The organism is Nostoc sp. (genome assembly GCF_036916975.1).
Lineage (GTDB): Bacteria > Cyanobacteriota > Cyanobacteriia > Cyanobacteriales > Nostocaceae > Nostoc.
Genome location: NZ_JBALFF010000080.1, coordinates 38,886 through 64,781, shown reverse-complemented (window position 1 = coordinate 64,781; position 25,896 = coordinate 38,886). Strand labels below are relative to the sequence as shown.

Genomic DNA, 25,896 nt, shown 5'->3' with positions numbered 1-25,896 from the left:
AGTTGCTCCTGTAGTGCGCTCCGCGCATCCTGCGGCGGGGGAAACCCCAAGACCGCACTTTGCGCTAAACCGCACGTTGTAATGCGAGTCGGAAACCGTCCCCACAACAGCACTCTTCATTACAAAACAAAATTTAAGAATTACGAATTACGAATTACGAATTAATTTAATTACTGGTACTAACATGGCTTCAGTTTCTATTAGTGATAATTCCTCAAATTTTTCTGGTAACAGTCGCTCATCACTCAAAAAAAGAACGCTGTTGTTTCGCTACCTGGCAGAAATAAATTTAATTTTTGGCATCTGGTATTTACAATGGCGCATCACCCATTCGATCAATTTTGATGCGCTGTGGATCTCGATTCCTTTGCTGATAGCAGAGATTTATAGCTATTTTGGTGGCGTAATGTTTGTAATTGGGTTGTGGCGTCCTTTGGTGCGACAGATTAAGTCTCTCGACCAGATGATCCCACCTATACCCAGATCCGACTGGCCAACAGTGGATGTGTTTGTCACTTGCTACAACGAGCCGCCGACAATTGTAGAAGAAACTGCCAAAGCTGCTCTAGCAATAGATTATCCGCCAACAAAGTTACGGGTTTATGTCCTTGATGATGGTAACTCGGCTGATATGCGAGCGATGACAGAAAGATTGTGTATCGAGGATTTGCAGTCAGCGCAACTACAGCGAGAAGCGAATCAAATTGATGCAGAACACTCTAGTTTGTTGGAGCGCCTAAAGCAACTAGAAAATCTGACACCTAATACTCAAGCTGCTGAACAATGGTTGCAATCATCAGAATCGGTGGTGAACCAGTTTACTAGCGAATTTGTCCAAAGTCTACGACAGTTTATTCTTTGGTTACCTCCAGAGCATCAAAGTATTAGCCATCGCTTAACTACCGAACGTAAAGCCTTAGAAGAAGCTATTCGCAAAAAAGAACTAGAACTGGTGGAACTCTCCCGGTTTCGCTACATTGCTCGTCCCAAGACGCCTGGTGTAGCGCATCATGCTAAAGCAGGCAACATCAATTATGCAATTTTTTCTGGGGAAACGGCAGGAGATTTTATTGTTACTCTAGATGCGGATCACATTCCCAAGCCAAATTTTCTTAAGCGAGTTCTGCCTTATTTCTACACCTATAATCTTTCAACAGGAAAATACGACCAGAATCAAATTGCTTTTGTACAGACTCGCCAGGATTTTTACAATATTCCTCCAGGCGATCCTTTTGGACATCGATCAAATTTATTTTATGGGCCACTTCAACAAGGTAAAGATGGCATGAATGCTGCGTTTTATACAGGTACAAATGCGATACTGAGGCGTGAAGTATTAGTTAGTGTAGGACTGCAAAACTTTGCTGATGAATTTGCCAAAAATGAAAAACGTTTAGATGAATTTGATTTAGTTGGTGGGGTATCGAGTAATAGCATTACCGAAGATATGAATACAGCCATGCGTCTGCATAGTGCTGGCTGGAAATCAATTTATCACAATGAACTTTTGGCAGAAGGTTTAGCACCAGATGACTTGAGTTCTACTCTTAAACAACGGCTACGCTGGGCGCAAGGAACTATTCAAGTGCTAGTCAGGGAAAATCCACTGACAAAATCAGGGCTAATGTTTTGGCAGAGGTTGCAATATTTTCAGACGATGTATAGTTATTTCTCTGGTTTTGCAACTCTGGTTTTTATTTCTTGTCCAATTATCTATTTTTTTACAGACATAGTTCCAGTTAAAACCTACGGAGCAGACTTTGCTATACACTTTTTTCCAGCTTTTATTATCAACCGTCTAACTTTTATAGCAGCTACTTGGGGCATTCAGGCTAGAGAAGTTTGGCGTTCAGAACAATATGCGATCGCTTTATTCCCGTTATTAATCCAAGCCGTATGGAGTGTGTTCACAGGACAAAAACTCAATTTCCAAGTGACACCTAAGCAACGTCAATCCGGGATTTATCTTCGGCTCGTTTGGCCACAGTTGGTTGTCTTCGCCCTGACTATTTTAGGAATCTTGTGGAGTCTTTACCGTTTTGCAATTGGTCATTTAAATAATCCTTTGGTTCACCTACTCAATGGTGCATGGGCTATTTATAACTTGTTACTTTTATGGGCTATCATCCGCGCATCTGTTTGGCAACCATCAAAAGAAGTTTAAGAGGCTAGCGCCGCTGGGCAAAAGTCAAAAGTAAAAAACTTTAATTTGGGGCTTTCTGGCTGTAATGAAATGGTAAGTTTATTTCTGCCGATCTGTACTACTAAACAAAACAGGATAAGAGGAGGTAAATAATAAATAATCCATAACTTCTGAGTTGTAAATTCAATTTAAAAACAAAACAGCGATGAACACTTATTTAGATTCAAATAATTTTGCTCAACGGACTGTCTTAACAATTTATGCTCATGCTGATGATGAAGTTCTACCTGCTGCTGGCACTCTCAGTCTGATGTCCAAGGCAGGATGGAATGTTCGTTGCTTAATTTTGACTGATGGCGATCATTCTAGTTCACCTATTAAGGGTACACGTCATCAAGAAGCAGATGCAGCTGGTAAAATCATCGGTGCAACTTACGAGTTTTATGCACTTGAGGAGTGCAATTTCTCAACACAAGCAGTAATTAAAGTTACTGAAGAAGCTATTAGGCGTTGGCAACCGGATCTGATTATTACTCATGCACCACAACCTGAAAAATATGGACATAGAGATCATGAAGTGTGTGCGATCGCAGTTTCTAATGTTGCTACGCGAAAAAATATATCTCTATGGTATTCAGCGCCACCTGTTTTTTTGCGTGGTTTTGAACCTAACTTTTTTGTGGATATTACCTCTGTAATTGAAGAAAAAGTTGCAGCTATCGATTGTTATGAATCAGAGCTAAATAAGGCATTTATGCAACTTGATGCCATACTAGTTTTATCTCGTTTTTGGGCAAGAGAGTTAGGACAGAAAGATGGTTATTTTGAAGCTTTTGAAGTTTCGCGGCAATGTGTAGATGGTAGCTTTTTTACTGCAATAGCAAATAATAGCTACCAAGCAATCAAACACGGTTAATTGCACATAAAGCACAAAAGTATTGCTTTCTCTATTGCAGTTTGCTTAGGTCGATGCCAAAATATAAATACATAATCGCAAGCAAAATAATCGGAAAAAACCATGAATTTGAGTGTAAGCGTGCTAGAATTATCTGGAATTTTAGATGGGATTAGAGGTAATGAACTGCGTCGGGAAATTAGCGGTATTCTAGGAAATGGAGCCGATATTTTGTTAATTGATATGAAAGAAGTAAAGTTTATCGATAGTTCTGGTTTAGGTGCTTTAGTATCAGCGATGCAAATGGTGCGAACTGCTAATAAAAAACTTTTTGTCTGTTCTATAAGCGATCAAGTCAGGATGTTATTTGAACTGACTAAAATGGATAGAATTTTTCAAACCTTTGCTGACCAAGATGAATTCAATCGTCAAGTATTGGCAACACAGTAATCAGCTAGACAAGACAAAATTTGAAGATGCAGATTTGACTATCCTAGCCAAAGTTAACTTTTACCACAGATAAATCATCATCAAGATTATCGTGATCGTTTAAGGTGAGAATATTTGCTAATAGTTGATTTAGGTTACAGGTATCTTTTTGGCTATATTTCGTTAGTAAGTCAATAAAAGCATCAATACCCCAAATTTTACCGTCTGACTGATTAATTTCATAAACACCATCACTAAAGATGTATAAAGTGTTATTTTCTTCGATATCAAAAACAGCATCCTCAAATTTGACATCAGGTAAAAAGCCAATTGGTAAATCTAAAGAACTTAGCTGTTTAACTTGGATACTTGTTGTAGAGGTATTAGATAACAATAAAGCTGGTGGATGTCCGGCGTTAGCATAAATGAGTTGGCGTTTAAGGCGGTGATAAACTCCATACCAGATTGTGAAGTATTTATCACCGTGCTTCGTCATTTGGAAGGCGTGATTGAGGGCTTTTAAGACTTCACTGGGTTGACAAAAATTAGTATTCGGAAGAGATTGCGATCGCAAAACATTCAGCACAGATACAGATAGGAGGGCTGAACCCACCCCATGACCTGATACATCTAACAAATAAATTGCCAAATTATCCTCGTCGATCCAATGATGGTCAAAGCAATCACCCCCTAGCTGTGCTGAGGGAATAAACAGATTTTCTGTAGTTACTGCTCCAACAAGTGGTGAGGGTAGAAGCGATCGCACATAATCAGCGGCCTCAGCTAATTCTGCTTCTAAAATTTGCTTTTGGGTTTGCAAATCTTGATTTAGTGTCTCCAAAGCTTTTTTTTGACTTTGTAAATCCTGATTTAGCTGGTGTAATCTTAACCCTGCTCTTACCCGTGCTTTCAATTCATTCATCTCTATTGGTTTAGAAATAAACTCATCTGCTCCAGCGTCAAGTCCCTTAACTCTATCTTCCACCTCTCCTTGAGCGGCTCCTCTAGCAGTCAATAGAATAAAAAAAGTAGTTGCTAATTCTGGATCTGTCCTAATTCGACGACACACTTCTAACCCATCTAGCTGAGACATCATCCAGTCACAGATAATCAGAGCAGGACATAGTAATTGTGCTTGTGTAATTCCTTCCTGGCCATTTTTGGCGACACTGATATCATAACCCTGATTTTGGAGTGTTTTTTTGAGTACTGTTCGCACTATCGGGTCATCATCAATCACCAGAATTTTAAACATAAATTAAATTTTGCTAAGTAAGATGAAAAGTCAGAAATTGCTTTAATTAAAGTTATATGCAATTTAGTTTAGAATGTATAGTGAAATTACTCAAATTAAATAAATTAATTACCGAATATGATCATCTCAAAATATTCTATTGGTTAACAAGTGAAAAATAAAATTTCTCTAAAAGTCAACACAGACCTTACAGCGTCACCTCAAGTCTTTTCTTGGTTCGAGCAGATTAATCAACCACCTATCCTCGATAAAAAAATTTGGTGGGAATGTCAAACTTTGATGATGGAAGGCTTTACTAATATTGTAGAACATGCTCACAGAAACTTACCTATTGAAACTCCTATTGAAATAGAAGCTGTGCGATTAAATGAATACATAGAAATTCGCATTTGGTGTCAAGGTGAACCCTTTAACTTAGAGCAGCAACTGCAACATGCATCTGAATTTGAGAAGAATGAGCAAGAGCGCGGTCGTGGTTTAAAAATCATGTCCGCCATTGCCGACAAGTTGAGTTATGAGCGGACAGTAGATCATCGTTACTGTTTATTTATTAGTAAATATTATTAAAGTTACAACAAGAGTCAGCAGCCAAGAGTTAGGAATTAAGAGTCTTGATTAAAAATTCTTGGATAAGTTTAACAAACTCTTCTAACTCTGAGATGAAGTTAGTACTACCTCGGCGCTCTTGATTGATTGCTAGTTGTTCTAGTTTTTCTGCTGCTAGATGCATGGTTGTAGCTCCAATATTAGCACTAGTACCTTTAATTTGATGGGCTTCGAGGGCTAGTTGCTCAAAGTCATAGGTTGCGATCGCTATTTTAATTACCTCTAAACGAGGTTGAATATCGTCAACAAATATTTGTAATAGTTCCAATTCAAATTCTGAATTGTTTTCTGAGAGTTGATGCAAACGTTTCCAATCAATTGGGAGGTCAACTAAACCTACATCTGTTGTAGAACCCGTCTGCTCCAAAACATCTGTTTCTTTTGCCTTGACTATCACAACTCCCCAACGCTCTAGCGCCGCAGCCAATTTTTCTTTGATTACCGGCTTGCTGAGATAATCGTCCATTCCGGCATCTAGGCACATTTGTTGATCTTCTTTCATGGCATTAGCGGTCATCGCAATTACTACAGGACGACGACCACTGACAAAGCTACTTTCTTGCCAACGATGAATTTCTTTTGTGGCTTCTAAACCGTCGAGAACTGGCATTTGGCAATCCATCAGAATTAAATCGTAAGGAATTCTTTCTAATAGCTGCAAGGCTTCTTTGCCATTACCAGCGACATCAGCGCTATAACCCAGGCTTTGGAGTTGCTTGAGGGCAACTTTCTGATTTACCAAATTATCTTCAGCTAAGAGAATTCTAAGTTTAGGAAAGTCAGGGACACGAGAATGATAGTTCCTGTTATTTTCGTAATTTTTGACTTTTAACTCCTGACTGCTGAATTCTGACTCCTCTTGTTCCATCTGCCTTCCTAAAATAGTCATGATGGTATCGAGGAGTCGGGAAGCTTTAATCGGTTTAACCAAATAAGCCGCAAATCCTATTTCTAGCGCTCGTTGGATTTCATCCCTTTGATTAGTAGAGGTAAGCATAATCAAAGGTAGACTAGCGATCGCTGAATTTGCCTTAATTTGTTCTCCCAAACTCATGCCATCTATTTCTGGCATCTGCATATCAATTACAGCAACGTCATATAAATTTTTCTCTTTGGCAGCCTCCTGAATAGCTTCGAGGGCAGTAGCAGCCGAAGCAGCCTCATCTACCTGCATTCCCCAACGAGTCGCTTGATGGTAGATAATTTTGCGATTAGTAGTATTATCATCTACTACTAACAAGCGCCGATTAGTCGGAAGCCCGCCTTCGCTTTGTGAGGAAATAGGGTGAAGTTGTTTGGCAAAAGTTACTTCAAACCAAAACTTAGATCCTTTGCCCAACTGGCTTTCCACACCAATTTCTCCTCCCATTAAGCTTACCAGTTGCTTGCAGATGGCTAATCCCAAACCTGTGCCGCCATATTTACGGGTGGTGGAAGCATCTACTTGGGTAAATGGGGTAAACAATTTGCATTGATCTTCAGAGCTAATACCAAGACCAGTATCTGTGATGGCAAAATAAATGCTGGCTGTAGTCGAGTTTTGCGATCGCAATTCTGCTCTTAATACTACCTCTCCATTACTAGTGAACTTGATCGCATTGCTGAACAGATTCATGAGAATTTGCCGCAATCGCCCAGCATCGCCTTGTAGATAAGTGGGGACATTGGGATAAATTAACGCGGCAATTTCTAATTTCTTATTATGGGCAGGGGGAGCCAATAATTCCAACACCTCTTCCACACAGGTAGATAAATCAAAATCTAAAGTTTCTAGTGCCATTTCTCCAGCCTCAAGTTTGGATAGATCCAAAATTTCGTTAATTAGGCTTAAGAGAGCGTCTCCACTAATGCGAATTGTTTCGATAAAATCCCGTTGTTCCAAGTTTAAAGGAGTTTCTAACATTAAGCTTGTCATGCCCAACACAGCATTCATTGGAGTTCGGATTTCATGGCTCATGTTCGCCAGAAAGGCACTTTTGGTTTTAGAAGCTAATTCAGCTTGATGACGAGCAATTTCGAGTTCTCGTCGCTGTTGAGTTTCTGCGTGTAACATTTGGGCTTGGGCTAAGGCAATACCTACTTGATCGGCTATTTGGCGTAAAAGATGAGTTTCAAAGCTAGACCATTGGCGGGAACTGCCGCACTGATGGACAAGCAGCAAACCGCAGAGTTCTTCTTTGACAAGAATGGGTATGACCAAATTGGACTTTACCCCAAATTGTTGCAGTAATTCCATCTGGTTTTTTTGGACTTCGGCTAGATCCAAATCAGCAAGCTCCAGATTCCGTTTTTGACGATACTGTTGTAGATAGTATTGCTGTGTATATTCCGTTTGAAAGTAAGCATCGACTAGCTCTTTATCTTTGATTGCCAGCCACTCAGAAACTACTGCCTCAACGATAGTGGCTCCAAAGCCATCTGCCAAAGGTTGATAAATCAAAACTCGATCGCTATGGATAATTTTTTGTACCTCTGTAACAGTGATTTGGAGAATTTCTTTGATTTGCAAAGACTGACGAATTTTGAGAGTGATTTCAGTAAATAGTTGCGATCGCAAATTTTGGCGTTGAAGTTCTTCTTCTGCTTGCTTGCGTTCAATAAACTGCCCTACTTGCTCACCAATAGAATTCATGACTGTAGCCAAATCTAAATCAGGTTGCTGGATTTCATGGCTAAAGCAGGTAATGACACCGAGAATTTTTTTACCACTACGGATTGGAAAACCGAAAGCTCCGTGCAGTTCTGCTTGAGCCGCGATTTCAGAGCGGACGAAATACTGATCTTTAACGACATCAGCGATCCAAACAGGTTCAACACTAGCCCAGACACGACCAGGCAGCCCAATTCCTGGTGCAAACGTAGTCTGCCGACTTAAGATATCAAATTCTTGCATCCTCTCGGAAAATTTATACCATGTATTGAGCAAAGACAGTAGATTTATTTGCTGATCTACTATCCAAAATTCACTTAAATCCCATCCCAAACTTTCGCAAATTCCTTGCAGAATTTGGGGCATAGCTTCGTTGATTGAAGTTGACTCTGCTAAGACGCGGGTTGTAGCATATTCTGCTTTGAGATGCTGTTCGGTTCGTTTACGTAAACGAAGCTCCTCGGAAACATCGCTGATGTCAATACCTGTGGCAATAATGTATTCAACGTCGCCCTTATAGTCTTGCAAGGTAGTGTTTGTCCAGGCAATCAGCCGCGGACTGCCATCCTTAGTTACCCAATAGTTTTCGTATTCCTTAGGGCTTTCACCAAATGCCAACTGCTCAAAAAATGCTTTAACCGGCTCCATCTCTTCAGGAAGTAGAAACAGGTTCCAGAAATGCCTTCCTTTCACTTCATCAAATGAGTAACCAGTTGTTTGTTCACAAGCTTGATTGAAGCGAACGATTTGCCCTTTAGAGTCAAGAACTATTACCAAAGCGCTGGTTGTATCAACAACTGCTGAGATAAAGTTGCGTTCTTGTTTTAGTGTTTCCTCTGTTAATTTCCGCTCTTTTCCCTCACGATAAATAAAGTAGTAGACTGTAGTCAAAATCAGAAAACTTAGGCAAATAGCGATCGCCTGTCTGACAATCGTATTGTGAGTACTTATTTCTGTGATTTTTAACTCCTGCTCAAGCTTCTGCTTCTCTTTGTTTTCCATCTCACGAATGATATTGCGGATATCATTCATTAAATTATTTCCCTGATTTGTCCTTATGACCTCCAATGCCGCATCTAACCCTATATTCTGGCGCAAGTCGATAGTCTTTTTCAGTTCGTCCAGTTTTTCTCTAATCAGGGGTTCAAGGGTATTGAGTTGATGCAGTTGCTTAGAATCATCTGCTGCTAATTTTCTTAGCCTCTTAATTTCTGGAGCAAGTTTGGCAAGTGCTATTTGATATGGTTTTAGATACACATCCTCTTTAGTGAGTATATAACCGCGTTGTCCCGTTTCAGCATCTTTTATGGTAGACAGTAGTTCTTGCAAACTGTTGATTGTAACTTGGGTGTTAAGTAAATTTTTACTTGTATTAATCAACACTGCCGTACTATGATACGAGAGCGTGCCAATCAGGACTAAAATTGCCGACGCCAACCCAAACCCTCCAGCAATCTTTTTTAAAAATTGTTTGTTTGCCTTCTGTGCCTGTTTGCGTGTATCACTCGCCAATACCATACTTGCTAAAGTGCGCCGCATCTCTAGTTGCTTGATTACCTGGCGACCTAGAATTCGTAATGCTTCAACTTGTTCTGGAGAGAGGTTTCTTGGTACATGGTCAATTACACAAAGTGTTCCTAGCGTATATCCTTCAGGGTTCGTCAGGGGTACACCAGCATAAAAGCGAACATTCGGGTCAGAGGTGACTAGGGGGTTTGCAGCAAACCTTTCGTCAACTGTTGCATCATGGACAACAAAAACCTCAGGTTGCATAATAGCATGGGCGCAGAATGCCAGATTTCGGGGTGTTTGTAGCGCATCCAAACCAACTTTTGACTTGAACCACTGGCGATCGCTATCAATTAAACTGATTAAGGCAATGGGAGTTTTACAAATATATGAGGCTAAACGCGTAAGGTCGTCAAAGGCAGCTTCTTTTGGAGTATCAAGGATTTTATACTCCAAAAGAGATTCGATTCGCTGTGTTTCGTTATCGGGTAATGGTACTTTCATTCTTAAGCCTTATCAGTGACTACTAAAATTTGACCCGCAACTGCCCTGTCAAGGAATTACTACTATAGGCATTTCCACTGGTTTCTTGATTTTGGATATTACTGAAGCTATAGCCGAGGTCTGCCTCTATATTTGGTGAAACCTTTACCGTACAGCGCGTTTGATAGGTATTAGCATTGTCAGATTCTCCTTTAAGTCGCTGTCGTCCTAAGTTAGCAGCAAGGCGACAGCGTAAAAAATTAGCAATATTTCCTTCCCAAGCCACCTCAGCGTTGTAAACTAGGAAATCTGGTGGGGAAAAATAGCCACTTGTGCGTTCTAAATTGCGATCAAAACTCCAACTGAATAAGTTAGCTGCCAGAGAAAACTGTCCAAACTTGCGCTCTAGCCTACTAAATGACTGCACCTCGGAATTACCATCGTTGTAACTGCCTAAACGCAATGATGAAAACAAGCTGGTGTTACGGTTAATCTGCCAGTATAAATCAGGCCCAAATCGCCAAGCAGTAATTTGATTGTCTAAAGTTCGGGCATTAGATTTATAAGGCCCTTGTTCTAAATTACCTGATAGTATTACTGCCGATAGCAATTGACCGGATGACGAAACTTGCGGCGACGAAATGGGAACCTCGACCTTAGCATTGAGATTGATAGCTGTAGGTAAACGATTGAACACATCGACTCCGGCTGCTGTTTGCAGACTCACTTGCCCAATTTTTCCCTGCCATCCAACTTGTACGGGAAAATTGGTAATTGATTCAACACCGCGTTCCTCAAAGAAGTTAAAACCTGTCTTAAAAAATATTTTATTGCCATTATTCAATCGAAACTTAACCGTTGGTTCAAAGAATAAATTGGTTTGGCCAAAGTTATCTGTGTCATAGCGATAGTCTGTATCAATACTTTCTAAAACTGTATTCCGCTTTCCTGATTCGGTAGAAGTTGTTGGTGGGCTAGAATTCTGGGGTGGTTCGGGTAGGACTGGCGGTAATTGCAAATCAGGATTGAAGTTTTCAGGTGCCGCCATCAAAATAGGTTTTGGCTTGAATCGATAGGGGGACGGCATCGACAATTTTAAGTCACCAAAGTTCAGTTCATCCTTAGCAAAGCCAACAGCCAAAGCCCCTCCTTTGATATCTCTATAAGTACTAAGTTTTGAGTATCGGTCTGCTAACTCAGGATTTATTGTGGTGACTCGCTCGGTCAATTCTAAAGGTGATTTCCAAGTCTGATGTGCTTGAGCAGCTTGTAACTTAGCTTCTGATAATGTCCAAATACCTACGCTACAGATGACTCCCAATTGAATCTGTAGGCATCCTAAAATCAACTCGGTGTAGAAACTAGATCGAGAAACAAAGAAATAAGGTCTAAAATTATCTGCCATAGGTCGATAGTGTACTTGTAAATGAAAAACTTGCTGCCAAAAAGTTTTATGCCTACTAGCTGATGTATTGAGCTTGGGATTATGATGCCCAGAATATATGCTTGTTAAGACATGACAAAGGAAAGTTACTGAATGCAGCGATGGTTAGCTAAACACAAGTAGTTAAGGGGAGGTGGGGACAATACGGTTCGCTTAAGCCCAAAAAAATGAAAATGTGTAGGTAGCCAACATAAGCGACGATAAAACTTGCCCAAAGCAGAAGCAGAGTGTTAGCGGGACTTAAAAATTGGGAAGAATGTATTTGGTGAAATTACGCAAGCAACACTGCTTAGAAGATGAGGCTTTAATCTGCATGAGTTCTGATTTTCAACCGCCACCTAAGAGCTTGTCCATACTAGCTTCTGTAGGAGGAGTAGTTACTGCTGTAATAGCGATCGCAATTTTAAATGTTTGGTCTAAGCAACTTTCCGAAACTGCTTCACGGCATTCGGTACAACCGGAAAAAGTCCAACATCCCCTCTCTGGTGCTAAAGAAGCTGAAATAGTTGCCAGCCTTGATGCGAAATCTGTAGTTTTGCCAGGTCAACCCATTCCTAAGAACCAACTAACAGTTGCGGTAATTCCATACATTGCTCCTGGAGTTGGAAAACTCACCTCAGAAGAAACAACAACTGCTAGTCAGGCTTGGTCATACTTCCAGCGCAACTGGAATGATCAAACTGGCTTGGTAAATTCCGTTGATGGCTTTGCCTCTGTAAGTATGTGGGATCAGACAGCAGCGATCGCAGCTTTGGTCAGTGCTAGAAAACTCAATATCATTCCTGCGGCTGAATTTGAAGCCAAAATGAGCAAAATGTTGAAGACATTAGCATCTATCCCCTTATACAAAGGAGAACTACCTAACAAGGTCTACAATACCAAAACCCTCGTACCTGTTAATTATGGTCAACTAGAAAAACGCGAAGAAATTGGTTGGTCAGCTATTGATTTAGGGCGGATGGCAATCTGGCTGAAAATTGTCGGGGCAAAGTATCCAGAATTGCGATCGCTTTCCACAGACGTTTGGAAACATTGGCAAGTCAAGCGTTTGACCAAAAATGGACAAATGTACGGTACTGCTGTTATTAAAGGCAAAGAAGAGTACAACCAAGAAGGGCGCTTGGGCTATGAGAACTATGCTGCCTACGGTTTAAAGCTTTGGGGGTTGGATGTTAAGCAAGCATTGGATTATCAATCCCATGCTGCCTTTGTTGACCTTTACGGGCAGGGAATTCCTTACGACCAACGGGACTATAAAAACTCTGGAGCGAATAACTACGTTCTTAGCGAACCCTATATTTTAGATGGCATCGAAACTGGGTTTCAAGCTTTGCCTAAAGCCTATGCCGATCGAATTTTAGCTGCTCAAGCAGCACGTTATGAAGCCACAAAACAATTAACTGCTGTTACCGAAGACAACTTGGATCGTCCCCCATACTTTGTTTACAGCAGCTTGTTTGTCAACGGAGAACCTTGGGCAACCATTACAGATACCCAACAACAGCACAACGATTTGCGATTCCTCAGTGCCAAAGCGGCGATCGGCTGGCATGTACTTTATAATACTACTTACACCAGCCAGTTATTTCACTTCGTCCAAGCAAACCTTAACTCTAAAGATGGTTGGTATAACGGCTTTTATGAGTCTCTGCGTCAGCCGAATAAAACTCTTACAGCCAACAATAATGGTGTGATTTTAGAAAGCTTGCTGTATAAACAGGTCGGGCAACCACTTACTGTTTGGGCAGGAGTTATAGCGATCGCTCCATTACCTCATTAGCTTAGAACCTCCATTCCGCACCATTTTTTGTGAGAACATTTTTAGTAAAAGGCAGGTAGACCCTGCCTTCATTCTGTAGATTACTAAACTCAATATTGCATCTCACATTGACAAAACCATTACAATGTGATGTCAAGTGTGTGTTTGTATTAGGGACTAGTCTAGGAATTATTAATTTTTGCCATTGTTGAGAAGATGAATAGCTCCTCCTCCAAGAGTATATTTGCCAAAAACTATGAACACTTGCAAAGTTCTTTAAAAACATTGTTGAGAAGAGTGCAATGATTAATTGAAAAATGAAATATAGCTTGGTCGTCGGATTCAAATGCAACAAGCCTCTAACTCAAATAGTCACGCACGCCCAAAACATCGACATTGGTTTTGGTATATTTTTGGAACGTTAGTTGGTTTATTCGGCTTATATGGACTGCTGAGTTATGTGGTTTTACCAGCACTATGGCGTCACTACGAACATAACCCCAAGCTGGAACATTCTCCAAAAATGACGCAAACGGCAGAAGGGATTTCTGGAGATCCTTTGAATATTGCATTTGTCGGTACAACAGCAGAAGTGGTGCAGACGCTACTGGCAGCAGGTTGGTATCCGGCAGACCCGATCACCTTACGCTCAAGTGTTGGGATTGCTAAAAGTGTTCTCCTTAAAGATTCTTACCCAACTGCACCTGTAAGTAATTTATATCTGTGGGGACGCAAACAGGATTTAGCTTTTGAACTACCTATAGGAAACAATGCCAAAACTAGACATCATATTCGCTTGTGGCAATCAAACAACCTGAATGCTGATAGTAGACCCCTATGGTTAGGTTCAGCAACATTTGACCAAAGCGTGGAACTTAGCCACCGCACAGGACAGATTACTCACCATATTAATGCAGACATTGATGAAGAAAGAGATAACGTAATTAAAAGTATTGAAAAGACAAAACAGATTGCCCAATTATATCAAGTCACAGGTATAGGAGCCACATGGGTTGGTCGTAACGGAGGAGGTGACGGATATTATACAGATGGCGAACTAACTATTTGTGTACTATCAACGAATAATATTGCTCAAACAAAACCATCAACTTACTCACCATCACCAGAGCCTGTTCAGTTCAAAAATCAACTGTGGTCATGGCTGCGACACTATTTTAAATCAATACGCTTGGGTTGAGGAACGAAACCCAACAAATGCTCGTTGTAGGTTGGGTTACCCTGCCTTAAGCTGACAATTCAGGTCATCTGGAAAACTTCACTTCTATTTCTCTCTCCTACAAGGAGGAGCCACTGCGCCCTTGTGGCAAAGCCCAACAGTCAAATGGCGTCAGAGACTTTGAATTTTCCCCCTTCCTGACACGGAAGGGGGTTAGGTCAATCGTTAGCTTTTCCACATGACCTGAATCGAGTTTTCAATTTAAAAAGCCCTGGATTTTACCAGGGCTTTGTTTTATATACGGTTTACTAAATGCCAGCTAAAAATCTTTGCCAGCCTTTTGTATACGCATAATTATCGCTGAATCGCTTTGAGCTATTACTAGTGTTGAATTTGGTCTTAGCAGTAACTTTTTTAAAAATGCGTTGGTAACTGGAGTATAAGCATTAATACCAACACAATTAAGAGCGATTCACTTAGCATTTGATGAATTGCTAATTGGCATTTTGTGTTTCTTCAGTTGGCACAGAGCGAATTAATTCCCGAATTACATCAGTTGCTGGTCTGCCAGTCATTGAGCAGTATTTTTCCAGTTTCTCTGCTTCACTAGATGTGAGATTGATTGTAAGTCGTTTAACAGCCCATTTTTTATTCATAATATTAGACAAGTTCGATTGAGCAACTACTTCTCTAATATCAATCACTTAATCTGTTAATACATGAGTAGGAACAAGGATTTTTAATTTAAGAAATGATGAAGCAAACTTATATGTTTTTCCAAATAATAATGAAGACGTAAAGTCTATTTTATAGTATGAAGTTCCAGTCCTTTAAAAACAAGAATTATTAAGCCAGTATCAAGAAAGTATAAAATAATTCAAAAAAAAGCAAGTGGTTTGGTAAGGTAAGTTTTTACCGTTTATTAAAAAAACATCGGCAGCAATCTGCTGTATATCAACAGCCATTTGCCACAGCACTCTTGTTGGAGATATTAAGGCGATTAAGGAGGCGATGGACTAGGGAGCATCCCGTCAGGTGCAAAAACCTTGTGTTTGCCCTCATCCCCTAACCCCTCTCCCATATAACGCGAGACGGGGGAACTAGAATTATGTCTCCCCTCTCCCACCTGAAGGGATGATACCTAGAAGTGAACCAAGTAAAAGCCCAGTAAATAGAACTAGAATTATGTCTCCCCTCTCCCACCTGAAGGGAGAGGGGCTGGGGGAGAGGGAAAAGATTTAAGCCAAAATTGGGATGCTCCCATGAACTAAGTAAGTGGGCGCAAATAATCATCACTCGCTCGTAGTTGCGCTTTAGCGCTAAAGCGCAACTAAGAGCCAAATACAGAGATTTTACTTTTCGTTACATAGTTTGGTTTTATCTTGCCTACCTACTTACGCGGCCCATAACAGAGCGATCGCTAGCCTTATAAGAAAAAACCTCACCCTCAATCCCTCTCCGATATTTTGGAGAGGGAAGCCGGATAGAGGGTGAGGTTTTATATTTAATTTGACCCACTTAGTTATCAAATCCGTTTGTATAGGAATTATTGCTCTTTCCTCTCCCTCTGCGCCCTCTGCGTCTGGAGCGGTTTTTTAATCATTCAGATGGCTACCAGATTTGATATTACACTAGTACAACGCGGCGTAAATAAACCTACCATTTTAATAAATTATCGCACAAATGAGCGAAATACTTCTTGTAGTAGATATGCAAAACGGGTTTATGTCGGAGAAATGCAGACATATTATTCCTACTATAACTAAACTAATTGAGCATTTTTTAGCGGCTGGTAAACTAGTTGAATTCACAAGATTTATCAATACTGCTGATAGTAATTATGTCAAACTAATTAATTGGTCAAGGTTGATGCATGAACCAGAAACGAGCATTATTGATGAACTTCAGCCATATATAAATAATAATATTTTTGATAAACCTTATTACTCTGCATTTACGGAGAATTTTTCGAGCTTTATTTCTCTTAATCAAATCAGCCGAATATATCTTTGTGGAGTTGAAACTGATAGCTGTATTTTGAAGACAGCAATTGATTCTTTTGAACGTGGTATTGAACCAGTGATTATCGAGGATGCTTGCTTTAGTGATGGTGGTCAACAAGCACATGATGCGGGTCTTTTTTTACTGAAACGTAATATAGGAAAAAACCAAATTAAGATGACTGATAAGCTTATTGAGAAGATGTCATAAGCGCTAAAACTCAACATTTTTATTTTCAATTAGCTAGCTTTTAAAAAGGAACGCACTTTTTCAACTACTTGAGTAAGTACAGGACTGGCTGAACAATTGGTGATGATAGATACCAGCATCTTTAAGTCAAGCGTTAAATAGCATCTTTAAGATGGTTCAGCCCCCATTGATAAAGCGATCGCATCAGCAGTTGATCAAAATTGGGAGGTGTAATAATTTCTTTGAATACATCTATCATCAAGTTGTTAATGATTTCTGGTGTTTCTGGAAATGTTACAGGAAAATCATTATTAGCCCAGATAGAACGAATTTTTCTCAAAGTGATAGATTCACCCTGATGAATAATTTGATTACGGTTTTGCCGAATTTCATTCAATAATTTAGACCATTTGCTATTTTGATTAAATTTCTTAGATTGACACCAACCTTGCATTAACTCTACTAGTGATGGGTCATTATTTTTATTCAACATCCAACCTTTAGCAATCCAATTTTGTGATTCTGATTGAACATATAGTAATCGTTCTAAAAGCTGTATAAACTGAATAAATGCGGCGGTGTAATTTTCTCGATAAAGACTCAATTCTATAATTATTGTAGATTCCCAAAGTTTAATTATTTTGTCTACTTGCATTTTTTGGAGTTGGCTTTTCCAAGTTTGAATTTGCTCAGAATCAACAATATCGCTGATATCATTAGAACCTAACCATTCTCCCAACTTGCGGAAAAAATCACCATTAGATTCCCAGTTACTATATCTTGCTAAAAAGCCAGCTAATTTATATAAAACTGGATGACGATGTTGATGAACTGCTAACCAAACTTGTGCTTCTGAAAAATCGCCTCTTTCCCAAGCAGACTTAATGCGTAAACGTTCTAATGACCAGAAATATTCTGCCATTGAAATTAGTTTAAAACTTTGGGAATGATTAGCAGTTACTAACCCATTTTCTAATTTAGTAAAAAATTCTGGTGGTTCATCAGGACTAGCATTAAATACTTGATATTGACGCACTAAAGCCGCAGCACAAATTTCTACATTTGATGCTATTACAGGAGTACAACCTTTAGTTTGTATCCATAGTACGAATTGTTCATTTTTAATAGGGTAAAAGGCATTTACAGCTTCTTTTAAAACTAATTGTTCTAATTCTTGACGAATAGCATCGCTATCATTAGCATTAATTTTTGGTGCATGGATATCAACTCTAATATCAGGAAACAAACTTTTAATTTTACCTGCCATTAATTCGGCTATCCATAGAGTATCAAGACGACGAAAAGCCCACGAAACTGTTTCTGGTTGGTCAGTTCCCCAGAGAATTATATGTTTTAATCCTTGTTTAATACCTGCTTCAATGACGGTTTTATCTAACAATAATTCAACTTGATTGAAATCACCATCTAGCCATTCTTTGCAGTATTCATAATAGCGTTGTCCTAAATCTTTGCCACTCCAAGGATAGGTTTTATCTCCCTCTTGGTGTATACCCCGTTCTATTCCTAGTTCTTGATAAAGTTGTGGAACGTGAGGAGGATAACCAATATTACCATCTGCACCAAAAGAACGAATTATACCATCTTTGCAACGCCAACCTATTTGTCGAGTCCCAACGGTGATGATGAGAGTGCTAACGTAATTTGTTGTTGTCATAGCGGAAAAATTTGGAACGAGTTTTGTAATGTTTCTAAATATTTTTTGCGGGGGTCTACGTTAGCACCAAATACTGTTACTACTTGGTATTTATCTAAGTCTGCAATCCATATAGGGGAAGGTTTCACTTCTCTACCTACTTTTCCGCAAAGATTACCGTCATAATTACCATTAAATTTCAAGTCTTGACTATGCAGGACTGCTAACGCATAGGGTTTATCAAAATCTTCTTCTCCAGAACAGACAATTATTCGACAGTTAGCATCAATAGCTTCTGTCCATTGGTTATTTCTGGGTGTACCACAATTTCTTAGCTGGCGATAATTTAAATTCGCACCTAACGCTTGTAATGCTTGATAAAAATCTTCTAATTTTTGTTTAAATAATTTCTGGAACTCTTTAGCAGTTTTTGGCAATTTCCAAAATGAATCTTTACTATCAGGTATTAGAGTAGAACCACGCCACCAAGGAGCATATTGGCGATTTTGGCGAGAATAACAAGGTCTTCTTGCACCTTGACCAATACCACCTAAATGGAACATTAACCAAGTGAGATTTTGACCTAATTTTTGCAGATTATCTTGTTTATCTTTTGGTAATTCTGATGAGTAATTTAGTGTTAAAATTCCTTGTTGTTCACCATAATCATCATTTTTATTTTGAGCTTCTTTTTGAGTAATTCTTCCTTCTAAAACTCTGAGCATTAACCAACCATATTCTTTACTTGGATTAATCCCTCCAAATATTTTATTTTCCCATGTTTGAACTTGGGTTGATTCTAAAATTCCTAATGCAAAAGTTCTAAACCAATAACGTAGCATAGATTTAAAGGCAACAGGTCGGATTTCTGCATGATTGATTGTATCTGATTTTAACCTTCCATTGTTATCTATTCTATAAGGTTGATTAATATTTCTAAACTTCTGCTGTCCATGAATTAACTGACCTTGTAATATAAATTCAACGCGGAAGAACTCACTTTTATTAGTAACTTTACCTGCGGGATTTAATTGACCATAGCCAGTATTAACTTGAGAACCTAAACCAGATTGTAATCCAGCAACTAGCCACTGTTTAACTTTTTCTAATATTTCATTATCTTGATAACCACTTGCTAAACGTAAGCCAATCACAAAAATGGGTTTTTCTAAGCTTAAAAATGGGTTAGGATTGGGACTATATTGTGGTATGTTACTTTCCCATTTCCAAATATTATTAGCCATGTCTACAGCCAATATATTTTGATTGGGTAGAGGGTAAGCATCTAAAAATACTATTTTACCTGAGCGATCGCACTGATTTTTCGCATCCAATGAACCAAACCAAGGTGCAATTTGTTTTTCTGCTTGTTTCCAATCTATTTGGTGTTGAGTGACTATTTCTCGAATAGCTTGGGTTCTAGCGATACCTCGCAAGGTACTAGAAGGAATATAAGGAATACCTAAAGCATCAAAAGCGGGTAATAAAATACTCTCTGGTCCTCGGTGTCCCCCGACTCGAATTCTCCAGGGACATTGAACTTTAAAACTATTTTTAGCGATTAATTCTGTGCGTTTGGTGAGGACTTCTAATCGCTTTGCGTAGTTTGCACCCTCTTGGGCCATTTGCAATATTTGTACTTTGGTGGGGTCTTTGTATTCAGCATCAGGCGATCGCATCCACCGCAGATATTCGACAAAACTAGCCTCTGGGTGTGGTTGAGGCGGATTTTTGGGGTTTAACCACGGAGAGGGTATAGGAGGCTGATTACCGCCATTTCCAGGATTATTACCGCCACGATTTCCACCATGATTACCACCACCACCAACAGTAATTACTCTTCTGGGTCTATTCACATTTGAATTGGGGGTTGCTGGTGGTTGAGGTTGATTAGGTTGAGGTCTATCAAATACCATTAATTTGAGTCTCCCTGAATATCTGAATAAATAGCAGTCGCCCAAAAACTAAACTCTTGTGCTAAGGCTAGTCCCAATCCTGTTAAACCTAAATATTCATCAGTATCAAGATTTTTTAAAGTTACTAAACCTTGTTCATTAGCTAAATTTGCTATTCCTGATAGTTCTTGCAAACATTCAAAAAACTTTTGTACTACCTGTTTTTTACCTCTCATATTATCAGCTAAGGCTGTTTGTTCCGCTTTTAGTCGCATCATTCCCCAAGTAGAAAGATAAGTGTAAAGTTCAACCGATTGTCCTTTTTGTTGCTTCAAACGAGTGTCATCTTGATTGGGGAGGGTACGCAATTCATTTAAAGCTTGATAAATTGGTGTTGCAATTGTTCTGGGGTCAAATGTCATATTAATTAATTCCTTTAATACTCAATATTTACATCCACTGCTGAACAAATCCCCGTCCTAAACTTTCTTGTCCACCAAGTTGTAAGATTTCATTAGCGGCTAATAAATCATTAAAATCTTGGGATGATTTTTGCGCTGTTCCATTAGCTTGAGATGTGATTCCCCAAGGTAAATACATTAATGTATCTGGGGGGATTGCTTCTTCATAGCGAAAACCACCGTCTACTGATTTGTGTTCATCGAGTTTAATTTTTACTTGTCGCCATAAACTCATTTGAATTAATGTAGCGCAGTGTTTATCTGGTAAAATTAATAAACGATTTAGAGAACTTGTTGCTGATGATTTGGGTATAAATTCCTCCCATTTCTCCCAGGCTTGTAATTTATCAGCTTTGATAATTGCATCTTTTAGATAAAGAGCAGATTTACCATTAGCAAAGTTACAACTATATTCGGAAGGGATAGTTAAATTACTACCTTGTAAACGTTGCCAACGTTGTAGTAGCATAGGACAACTAATCCAAACTACACTATGGCTTAAAGAAGGTACAGGTAGCCAAAGTAGAGAAGCATCACCAATCCAAATATTACCTTGTTCTAATTGTTTGCCATCTTTTAAGTCATTGCCAAATAGTTGATATTGTGTATCTTTATCTGTAACTGTTGACCGAACTTTCCCACGAATTGTACTTGAAGGAATGTAAGGTAAATTAGTATGAGATTCACGGGCAATTCCTAATAAATTACCTTCTTGGGTTGTACCACCTGTATGTAATGGCGCTAGAAGATACAGGTAAATATAATTAATCATGATTATTACCTTCTTATTTGTAGTTAATCCACAGTAATTCTGAATAACCAAGTTTTCTCCAAGTGTTTACCTTGGTTTGTTCATTATCTTGAAATAAAATTTGTGGTTGATTGAGGTAATACAAAGTACCAGGAGGTGCAGCAAAAACTTGCGGCGCAGGTATACTTTTATTCGCCTCTACTTTTTCTCGAAAACGGCAACTAATAGCCACTGGTTTTTCAGTTGCAACACTGACTAAACATCCTGATGTTTGATTAGCGTTAACAGTATGGGCTAATTTCCATTCCCAAGGATAAGCACGACAAATTGCCTTTTGTGTCCCTTTAGATTTATCTTTGCGTTCAAAAGCGCCTGGTGTCACCAAGTAAGCTATCGATTTACCTCCACGCGCAAAGTTAGCTTGTGATTGTTGTTGCAAACTTGCCCACTGTTCGGCTAATTCATCACAACGCTGCAAAATTGTCCAATGTCCTTCTCCTCCTAATCGTAAGCTGGTTGGAGTATCGATATTTTCGTCTATTCCAATTGCTAAACTCCACTCAGGATACAGACGAATTGCATTTTCGACAAAGTAACCATCGGCATCTTTAACTTGTTTTGTTCCTTGTTCAATTGCATTGTGCGATCGCGTCTCTATTGTCCAAGGTTGATCTTCATGACTTCCATCTGTCATAATCCAATTTTCTTGGGCTATTTCTCCAGTTTGCAAATACTCTTGAATCACTTCATAAGGCAGATATTGACGATATTCATATTTGATATCACCATCAGCAGAATCTTCGTCATCATCATTTGATTGATTTACAGGTTTTACCAAAGGAGACGGTTGATGTTGATCGCGCAAAGCTTGTTGTAAATGAGAATTAGTGTCCCAATCTAAAGGTATTAGGGGCGTTGATTTGACAAATCCCAACGGACGAGGTAAGTAAAGTTTTGTGCCTGTGTCAGTGTAACGACACAAAAACGGCCCAACTAAACGGAAGTCTTGCTTGGCTGATAATAAGCCTCGCAATGCCCCTGCGATCGCATGACCATTAGGAGGAAATATACTCCCCGCCCAAGCCCTTTCTCCTGGTGTAAAGGGTTTCGCATCTCGCAATAACAGCACATCTAATGGAGTTAAACTATACCAAAACATTACACGCCAGCCCTCAGCTTGATTTGACGGTTACGAATTGTAAAAGCTGCGAGTTTTAGCCAGTTTTGCACTTCCAAGTCTCTATTTAACTGTGGGGTGTTTTGCCAAACAGCAGCCAAAAATGCGGCTAAGTTTTGCTGAAACTGTGTTTTTGCTAGTTCGTCACCTTGAAATTGGTCACGGCGATCGCAAAATGCTTTTGTCCAAGGTAAAATAGACTCTTGACTCGGTGCTGGGTGTTGACTCCACAAACTCCCGGCTTGTTCAAATATCGCACTGTCTAATTCTTTGTCTATAATTAATTTCTGCCACTGATGGAAAACATCAAATTTGGCAGTAGATTTTAAGGTATTACCGTTACCATATAACACCCGCACTTGTACAGCGTCTTTTACTGTACCGTCACCAGATTTGTGTTCTTTGGCTTTCTTTTCAGCTTCCCAGAGGTTTTCTAAAGCGATCGCTAGTGGTACTGAATGATGCACAATAACGATACCAAAGCTAATACTTGCATTTTTCCCCATCGTAAATAATGGTCTTTTCGCTATTTTTGTATGTGTTTCTAAAGCAGTCCAATAATCGCCGTTGTTGTCAAATTCACCTTGAGGATCTTTATCTCCTTTAAAACATTCGCGGATATCCCATAACCAGTTATCCCATTCCCAAAGATTGGTGTAGGCTAAAACATCATCTCCACCTGCATAAATCAAGCGTCCAGCATAACGCTGTTCTGTTAAATAAGGTACTAATTGATTAGAAAAATCTAACAAAGCACGACTGAGGGCGTTATGTGTTGATGGCCCCATGCGTTTTTTGACTTCTAAAAAGTTCTGAAAGCTTTCTAAAGATACTGATAACTGTGAAGGAATATAATCTCGATATTTTTCTAGTTTTATCCCCTGCAACCATTTACTCATATCATCACCATCACCCGCCGCTAATACATACCAATCAGCAGGGTTATTGCTAGGATAAAATCTATCAATAATTCTTTGAATTTCCTGACGATATGTTCTTTTAATATCCGAAACATCTCGGCGGATTATTTCTTTATCCCCATCGGTTGCTATTTTTAATTTTTCTTGTAAGCTTTTCAATTCTGGACTTTCGGCATCTTCCACTAACCAGCCAGCATTTAGTAATCGCGGATGAAACCTTTGGGGTAGATTATTCTTATCCATCCAAGGAATACCCCATTTGTGTTTCATATCTTTGATGACATCCTTAGCCCAATAGAATTTTCCGATGATTGCTTGACAAACTTCTTCAAATTGCAATTCATGGTTAATATCTTTTTCATGCACTTTAAGATATCCTGCCACACCCGCAGTTAAATCTGGATAAGAAGCTGCGATCGCATCTTCATTTTTAATATCCAGCAACTTATCCAAAACCTTCTCTAAGACACGCTTAACAGTTTCAGTTGCATTTAACTGTTCTCTACCATCAAATAAACCTGCGTTCTCTTCCCAATACTTTTTCGTTTCTCCTTCACTTATCCAATCGTCACCGGGATGCACCACTGGGCCAATACCAGAAATGGTAGAACGCGGGCCAAAAGCTGTAGGTAGTTCCCAATTACGGGCGTTTTTAACTGCTGCTAAAGCATATCGATTAGCGTCAAAAATCGATGCCCACCAAGAACCAACATTAACGCTGAATTTTCGTTTTTGTTTTTCCCAACGTTGTTGATATGCTTCTCGGAGAAAATTTATTTCATTGTCTTGAAATAGGTTTTGCTTTTGGTTAGTTATATAAGCTTTATTTTGAGCATTTAGCCACTCTAAAAATTCTATCTCTCGTTCTTTAGGAATAGCCGCGTTTTTGAGAAGTTTTCCTTCAGTGCCTATGGGTAAAGCTGTCCAATAAAATTGCCATTGAGATTCTAACCAACCTTTCCAAGTGCTGCTGTTTGCTTGCAAATCTGGCATCCAATGACGCTGAGTTTGTAATTCATCAAAAACCAAATCACCAATTTTCGCCCACTCTTGTAAAAGTGTTTGTTTGGCTAGTTGCATCGCAGCTTGGACTTTATCTTTTGGTAGCACTAACACCAATACATTCGGAAATCCCGCCGTTAAAAGTGAATTAGCTTCAGGTTTTTCTATCCAGTTATGAAATTCAGGAAATTCTTTTAATAACCAATAGTCAATTAATGGTTGTTGGTAGAGGCTGGGATAAAGAAAGCAGTCGGGGCCGTATTTTTGGGCAAGTTGCCAACAGACTTTAGCAGAGAGATAGTGCAATAACCAAGAACCTGCCCAAAAGTCTCGCATTTTGCGGCTAGCTTTAATTAGTTCTTGTACAGGCGTAAAGGTGAAGCTGGCTAAATAAGGATGAGATAAAGTTTTGTTGGCTGGCCAGTTTTTAATCTCTGTGCTTGTTAGGTCATATCCGGCTAAAGCGCCAGCCAATGCTGATGTAATACTACCATGACTCCAAATAGAACTATCTGGTAAGCGGGTTTCAGCCGGCATCAGCATCAAAGATTCATCATGAAATTCACTACAAGTAGCTGCTGGTAAACAACGCCACAGCCACCAAAATAAACCCTTAATTTTTTCTGGGTTAGTTTTCAACTCTTGTGGTATGGCTTTTAGTAACTTTTGTTCTATTGAGGTTAAGTAATTTTTCCGATTTGTCGCCAGCATTTCTGAATGCTGCTTAATTTTAAAATTACGTTTTTCTCCAGATAGCAGGTGAGATATTTCTAGACCTTGTTCTCGGTTGTTACCCGGAGCATAATTGATACTTGCGGTTACACTACCAATAGCACCGCGATCGCTTGCTGAGGCAATATAATCAGCTTGGTGGATGTGTTCTAAAATTTTGCGTCCAGATGTCTCTGGATTAGAATTCTTGTCCCGCCAGTCTTGCATAACTTCTAGGTCTTGCCAGAAGCTATTTTCACCACGTCCACTATTATTGTGTAGCGCTTTTAGCACAGGGTCATGAAGTAATCCCCAGATTTTTGCTTGCCAATATGCTTCCGACACAGGTTTGTTTCCTTTGATAGTGTCCGGTTTAGATTGTATAAAGTTGTATAGGCGATCGTCCAGTAAAATTTAATATTGATGACTGGCAACAATTTTTCGCTGAATCCTCTGCTGGTAAAGTTTTAAGTCAGTCAACTTGCAGTAATATAAATATTTTTTTATTTTTTGCTTGACTCTTTGAATTATTTATACGTAGTTGCTGTAACAAAAAAGCCCTGCTTATAGGGCTTTTTTGTGTGGGAGTATGTCACTCTTGCTGCTCTTGCTGTCTACGTATTACATTTGGCAATTGATAGAGCGCTGCTGGGCAAAAGCTGACCCCTACAAGTTTCCATTCAATTAGTTTCTCCAGCGAGTGGAGACATTAAACACCTCGCGATAAATCCGATTAGCTACTTGTTTCCATTCAATTAGTTTCTCCAGCGAGTGGAGACTGAAAA

At 39.3% G+C, this 25,896-nt stretch carries 17 protein-coding genes; 7 read left to right on the top strand and 10 right to left on the bottom strand.

What is annotated here, in order from left to right; translation table 11 throughout:
- Positions 1-184: 184 nt before the first annotated feature.
- From V7K73_RS19885 to V7K73_RS19875, 3 genes are all read left to right on the top strand, one after another.
- The gene (locus V7K73_RS19885; RefSeq protein WP_334882296.1) at positions 185-2,164 is read left to right on the top strand and encodes a glycosyltransferase; all 1,980 of its coding nucleotides are present in this window, start codon (positions 185-187) and stop codon (positions 2,162-2,164) included.
- Between the two features lie 184 nt (positions 2,165-2,348).
- The gene (locus V7K73_RS19880) at positions 2,349-3,059 is read left to right on the top strand and encodes a PIG-L deacetylase family protein (protein ID WP_334882294.1); all 711 of its coding nucleotides are present in this window, start codon (positions 2,349-2,351) and stop codon (positions 3,057-3,059) included.
- A 102-nt stretch (positions 3,060-3,161) separates the two neighbouring features.
- A complete protein-coding gene (locus V7K73_RS19875; protein WP_334882293.1) occupies positions 3,162-3,488 on the top strand; it encodes an STAS domain-containing protein in 327 nt (108 codons plus the stop codon).
- A gap of 43 nt (positions 3,489-3,531) precedes the next feature.
- Here the strand turns inward: V7K73_RS19875 and V7K73_RS19870 are convergent, their stop codons facing one another.
- Entirely contained in the window at positions 3,532-4,722 is a 1,191-nt protein-coding gene (locus tag V7K73_RS19870; protein ID WP_334882291.1) for a SpoIIE family protein phosphatase, read from the bottom strand.
- A gap of 150 nt (positions 4,723-4,872) precedes the next feature.
- Here V7K73_RS19870 and V7K73_RS19865 point away from each other — a divergent pair, with 150 nt between their 5' ends.
- Positions 4,873-5,289: an ATP-binding protein gene (locus tag V7K73_RS19865; protein ID WP_334882289.1), complete on the top strand. Its 417-nt coding sequence runs from the start codon at positions 4,873-4,875 to the stop codon at positions 5,287-5,289.
- Between the two features lie 28 nt (positions 5,290-5,317).
- Here V7K73_RS19865 and V7K73_RS19860 read toward each other — a convergent pair whose 3' ends face one another.
- Positions 5,318-9,991, bottom strand: a complete 4,674-nt coding sequence (locus tag V7K73_RS19860; protein WP_334882288.1) for a response regulator — start codon at positions 9,989-9,991, stop codon at positions 5,318-5,320.
- A gap of 22 nt (positions 9,992-10,013) precedes the next feature.
- Positions 10,014-11,375, bottom strand: a complete 1,362-nt coding sequence (locus V7K73_RS19855) for a hypothetical protein (RefSeq protein WP_334882286.1) — start codon at positions 11,373-11,375, stop codon at positions 10,014-10,016.
- A 352-nt stretch (positions 11,376-11,727) separates the two neighbouring features.
- Here V7K73_RS19855 and V7K73_RS19850 point away from each other — a divergent pair, with 352 nt between their 5' ends.
- On the top strand, positions 11,728-13,194 hold the full coding sequence (locus V7K73_RS19850; protein ID WP_334882524.1) for a DUF3131 domain-containing protein: 1,467 nt from the start codon (positions 11,728-11,730) through the stop codon (positions 13,192-13,194).
- Between the two features lie 325 nt (positions 13,195-13,519).
- Positions 13,520-14,371: an LssY C-terminal domain-containing protein gene (locus V7K73_RS19845; RefSeq protein WP_334882284.1), complete on the top strand. Its 852-nt coding sequence runs from the start codon at positions 13,520-13,522 to the stop codon at positions 14,369-14,371.
- A 473-nt stretch (positions 14,372-14,844) separates the two neighbouring features.
- Here V7K73_RS19845 and V7K73_RS19840 read toward each other — a convergent pair whose 3' ends face one another.
- Positions 14,845-15,006 carry a ribbon-helix-helix protein, CopG family gene (locus tag V7K73_RS19840; RefSeq protein WP_334882282.1) on the bottom strand — a complete coding sequence of 54 codons (162 nt, stop codon included), beginning with the start codon at positions 15,004-15,006 and terminating at the stop codon, positions 14,845-14,847.
- 1,027 nt (positions 15,007-16,033) lie between these two features.
- On the opposite strand from V7K73_RS19840, the gene V7K73_RS19835 reads away from it, so the two are divergent.
- Positions 16,034-16,561 carry an isochorismatase family cysteine hydrolase gene (locus V7K73_RS19835; RefSeq protein ID WP_334882280.1) on the top strand — a complete coding sequence of 176 codons (528 nt, stop codon included), beginning with the start codon at positions 16,034-16,036 and terminating at the stop codon, positions 16,559-16,561.
- A gap of 133 nt (positions 16,562-16,694) precedes the next feature.
- On the opposite strand, the gene V7K73_RS19830 is transcribed toward V7K73_RS19835, so the two are convergent.
- Genes V7K73_RS19830 through cas10 form a run of 6 tightly spaced genes read right to left on the bottom strand, consistent with a single transcriptional unit; the run spans position 16,695 to position 25,456 of the window.
- Entirely contained in the window at positions 16,695-18,215 is a 1,521-nt protein-coding gene (locus V7K73_RS19830; protein WP_334882278.1) for a hypothetical protein, read from the bottom strand.
- Entirely contained in the window at positions 18,212-20,110 is a 1,899-nt protein-coding gene (locus V7K73_RS19825; RefSeq protein ID WP_334882276.1) for an RAMP superfamily CRISPR-associated protein, read from the bottom strand. Before V7K73_RS19825 ends, V7K73_RS19830 begins: the two co-directional genes overlap by 4 nt.
- Entirely contained in the window at positions 20,110-20,511 is a 402-nt protein-coding gene (locus V7K73_RS19820; protein WP_334882275.1) for a hypothetical protein, read from the bottom strand. The genes V7K73_RS19825 and V7K73_RS19820 overlap by 1 nt, the downstream gene beginning before the upstream one ends.
- Before the next feature lie 28 nt (positions 20,512-20,539).
- On the bottom strand, positions 20,540-21,322 hold the full coding sequence (cmr4, locus tag V7K73_RS19815; protein ID WP_334882273.1) for a type III-B CRISPR module RAMP protein Cmr4: 783 nt from the start codon (positions 21,320-21,322) through the stop codon (positions 20,540-20,542).
- Positions 21,323-21,335: 13 nt separating this feature from the next.
- Positions 21,336-22,460, bottom strand: coding sequence for a type III-B CRISPR module-associated Cmr3 family protein (locus tag V7K73_RS19810; RefSeq protein WP_334882271.1), 1,125 nt, complete (start codon positions 22,458-22,460; stop codon positions 21,336-21,338).
- Positions 22,460-25,456: a type III-B CRISPR-associated protein Cas10/Cmr2 gene (gene cas10, locus V7K73_RS19805; protein ID WP_334882269.1), complete on the bottom strand. Its 2,997-nt coding sequence runs from the start codon at positions 25,454-25,456 to the stop codon at positions 22,460-22,462. Before cas10 ends, V7K73_RS19810 begins: the two co-directional genes overlap by 1 nt.
- Positions 25,457-25,896: the final 440 nt, after the last annotated feature.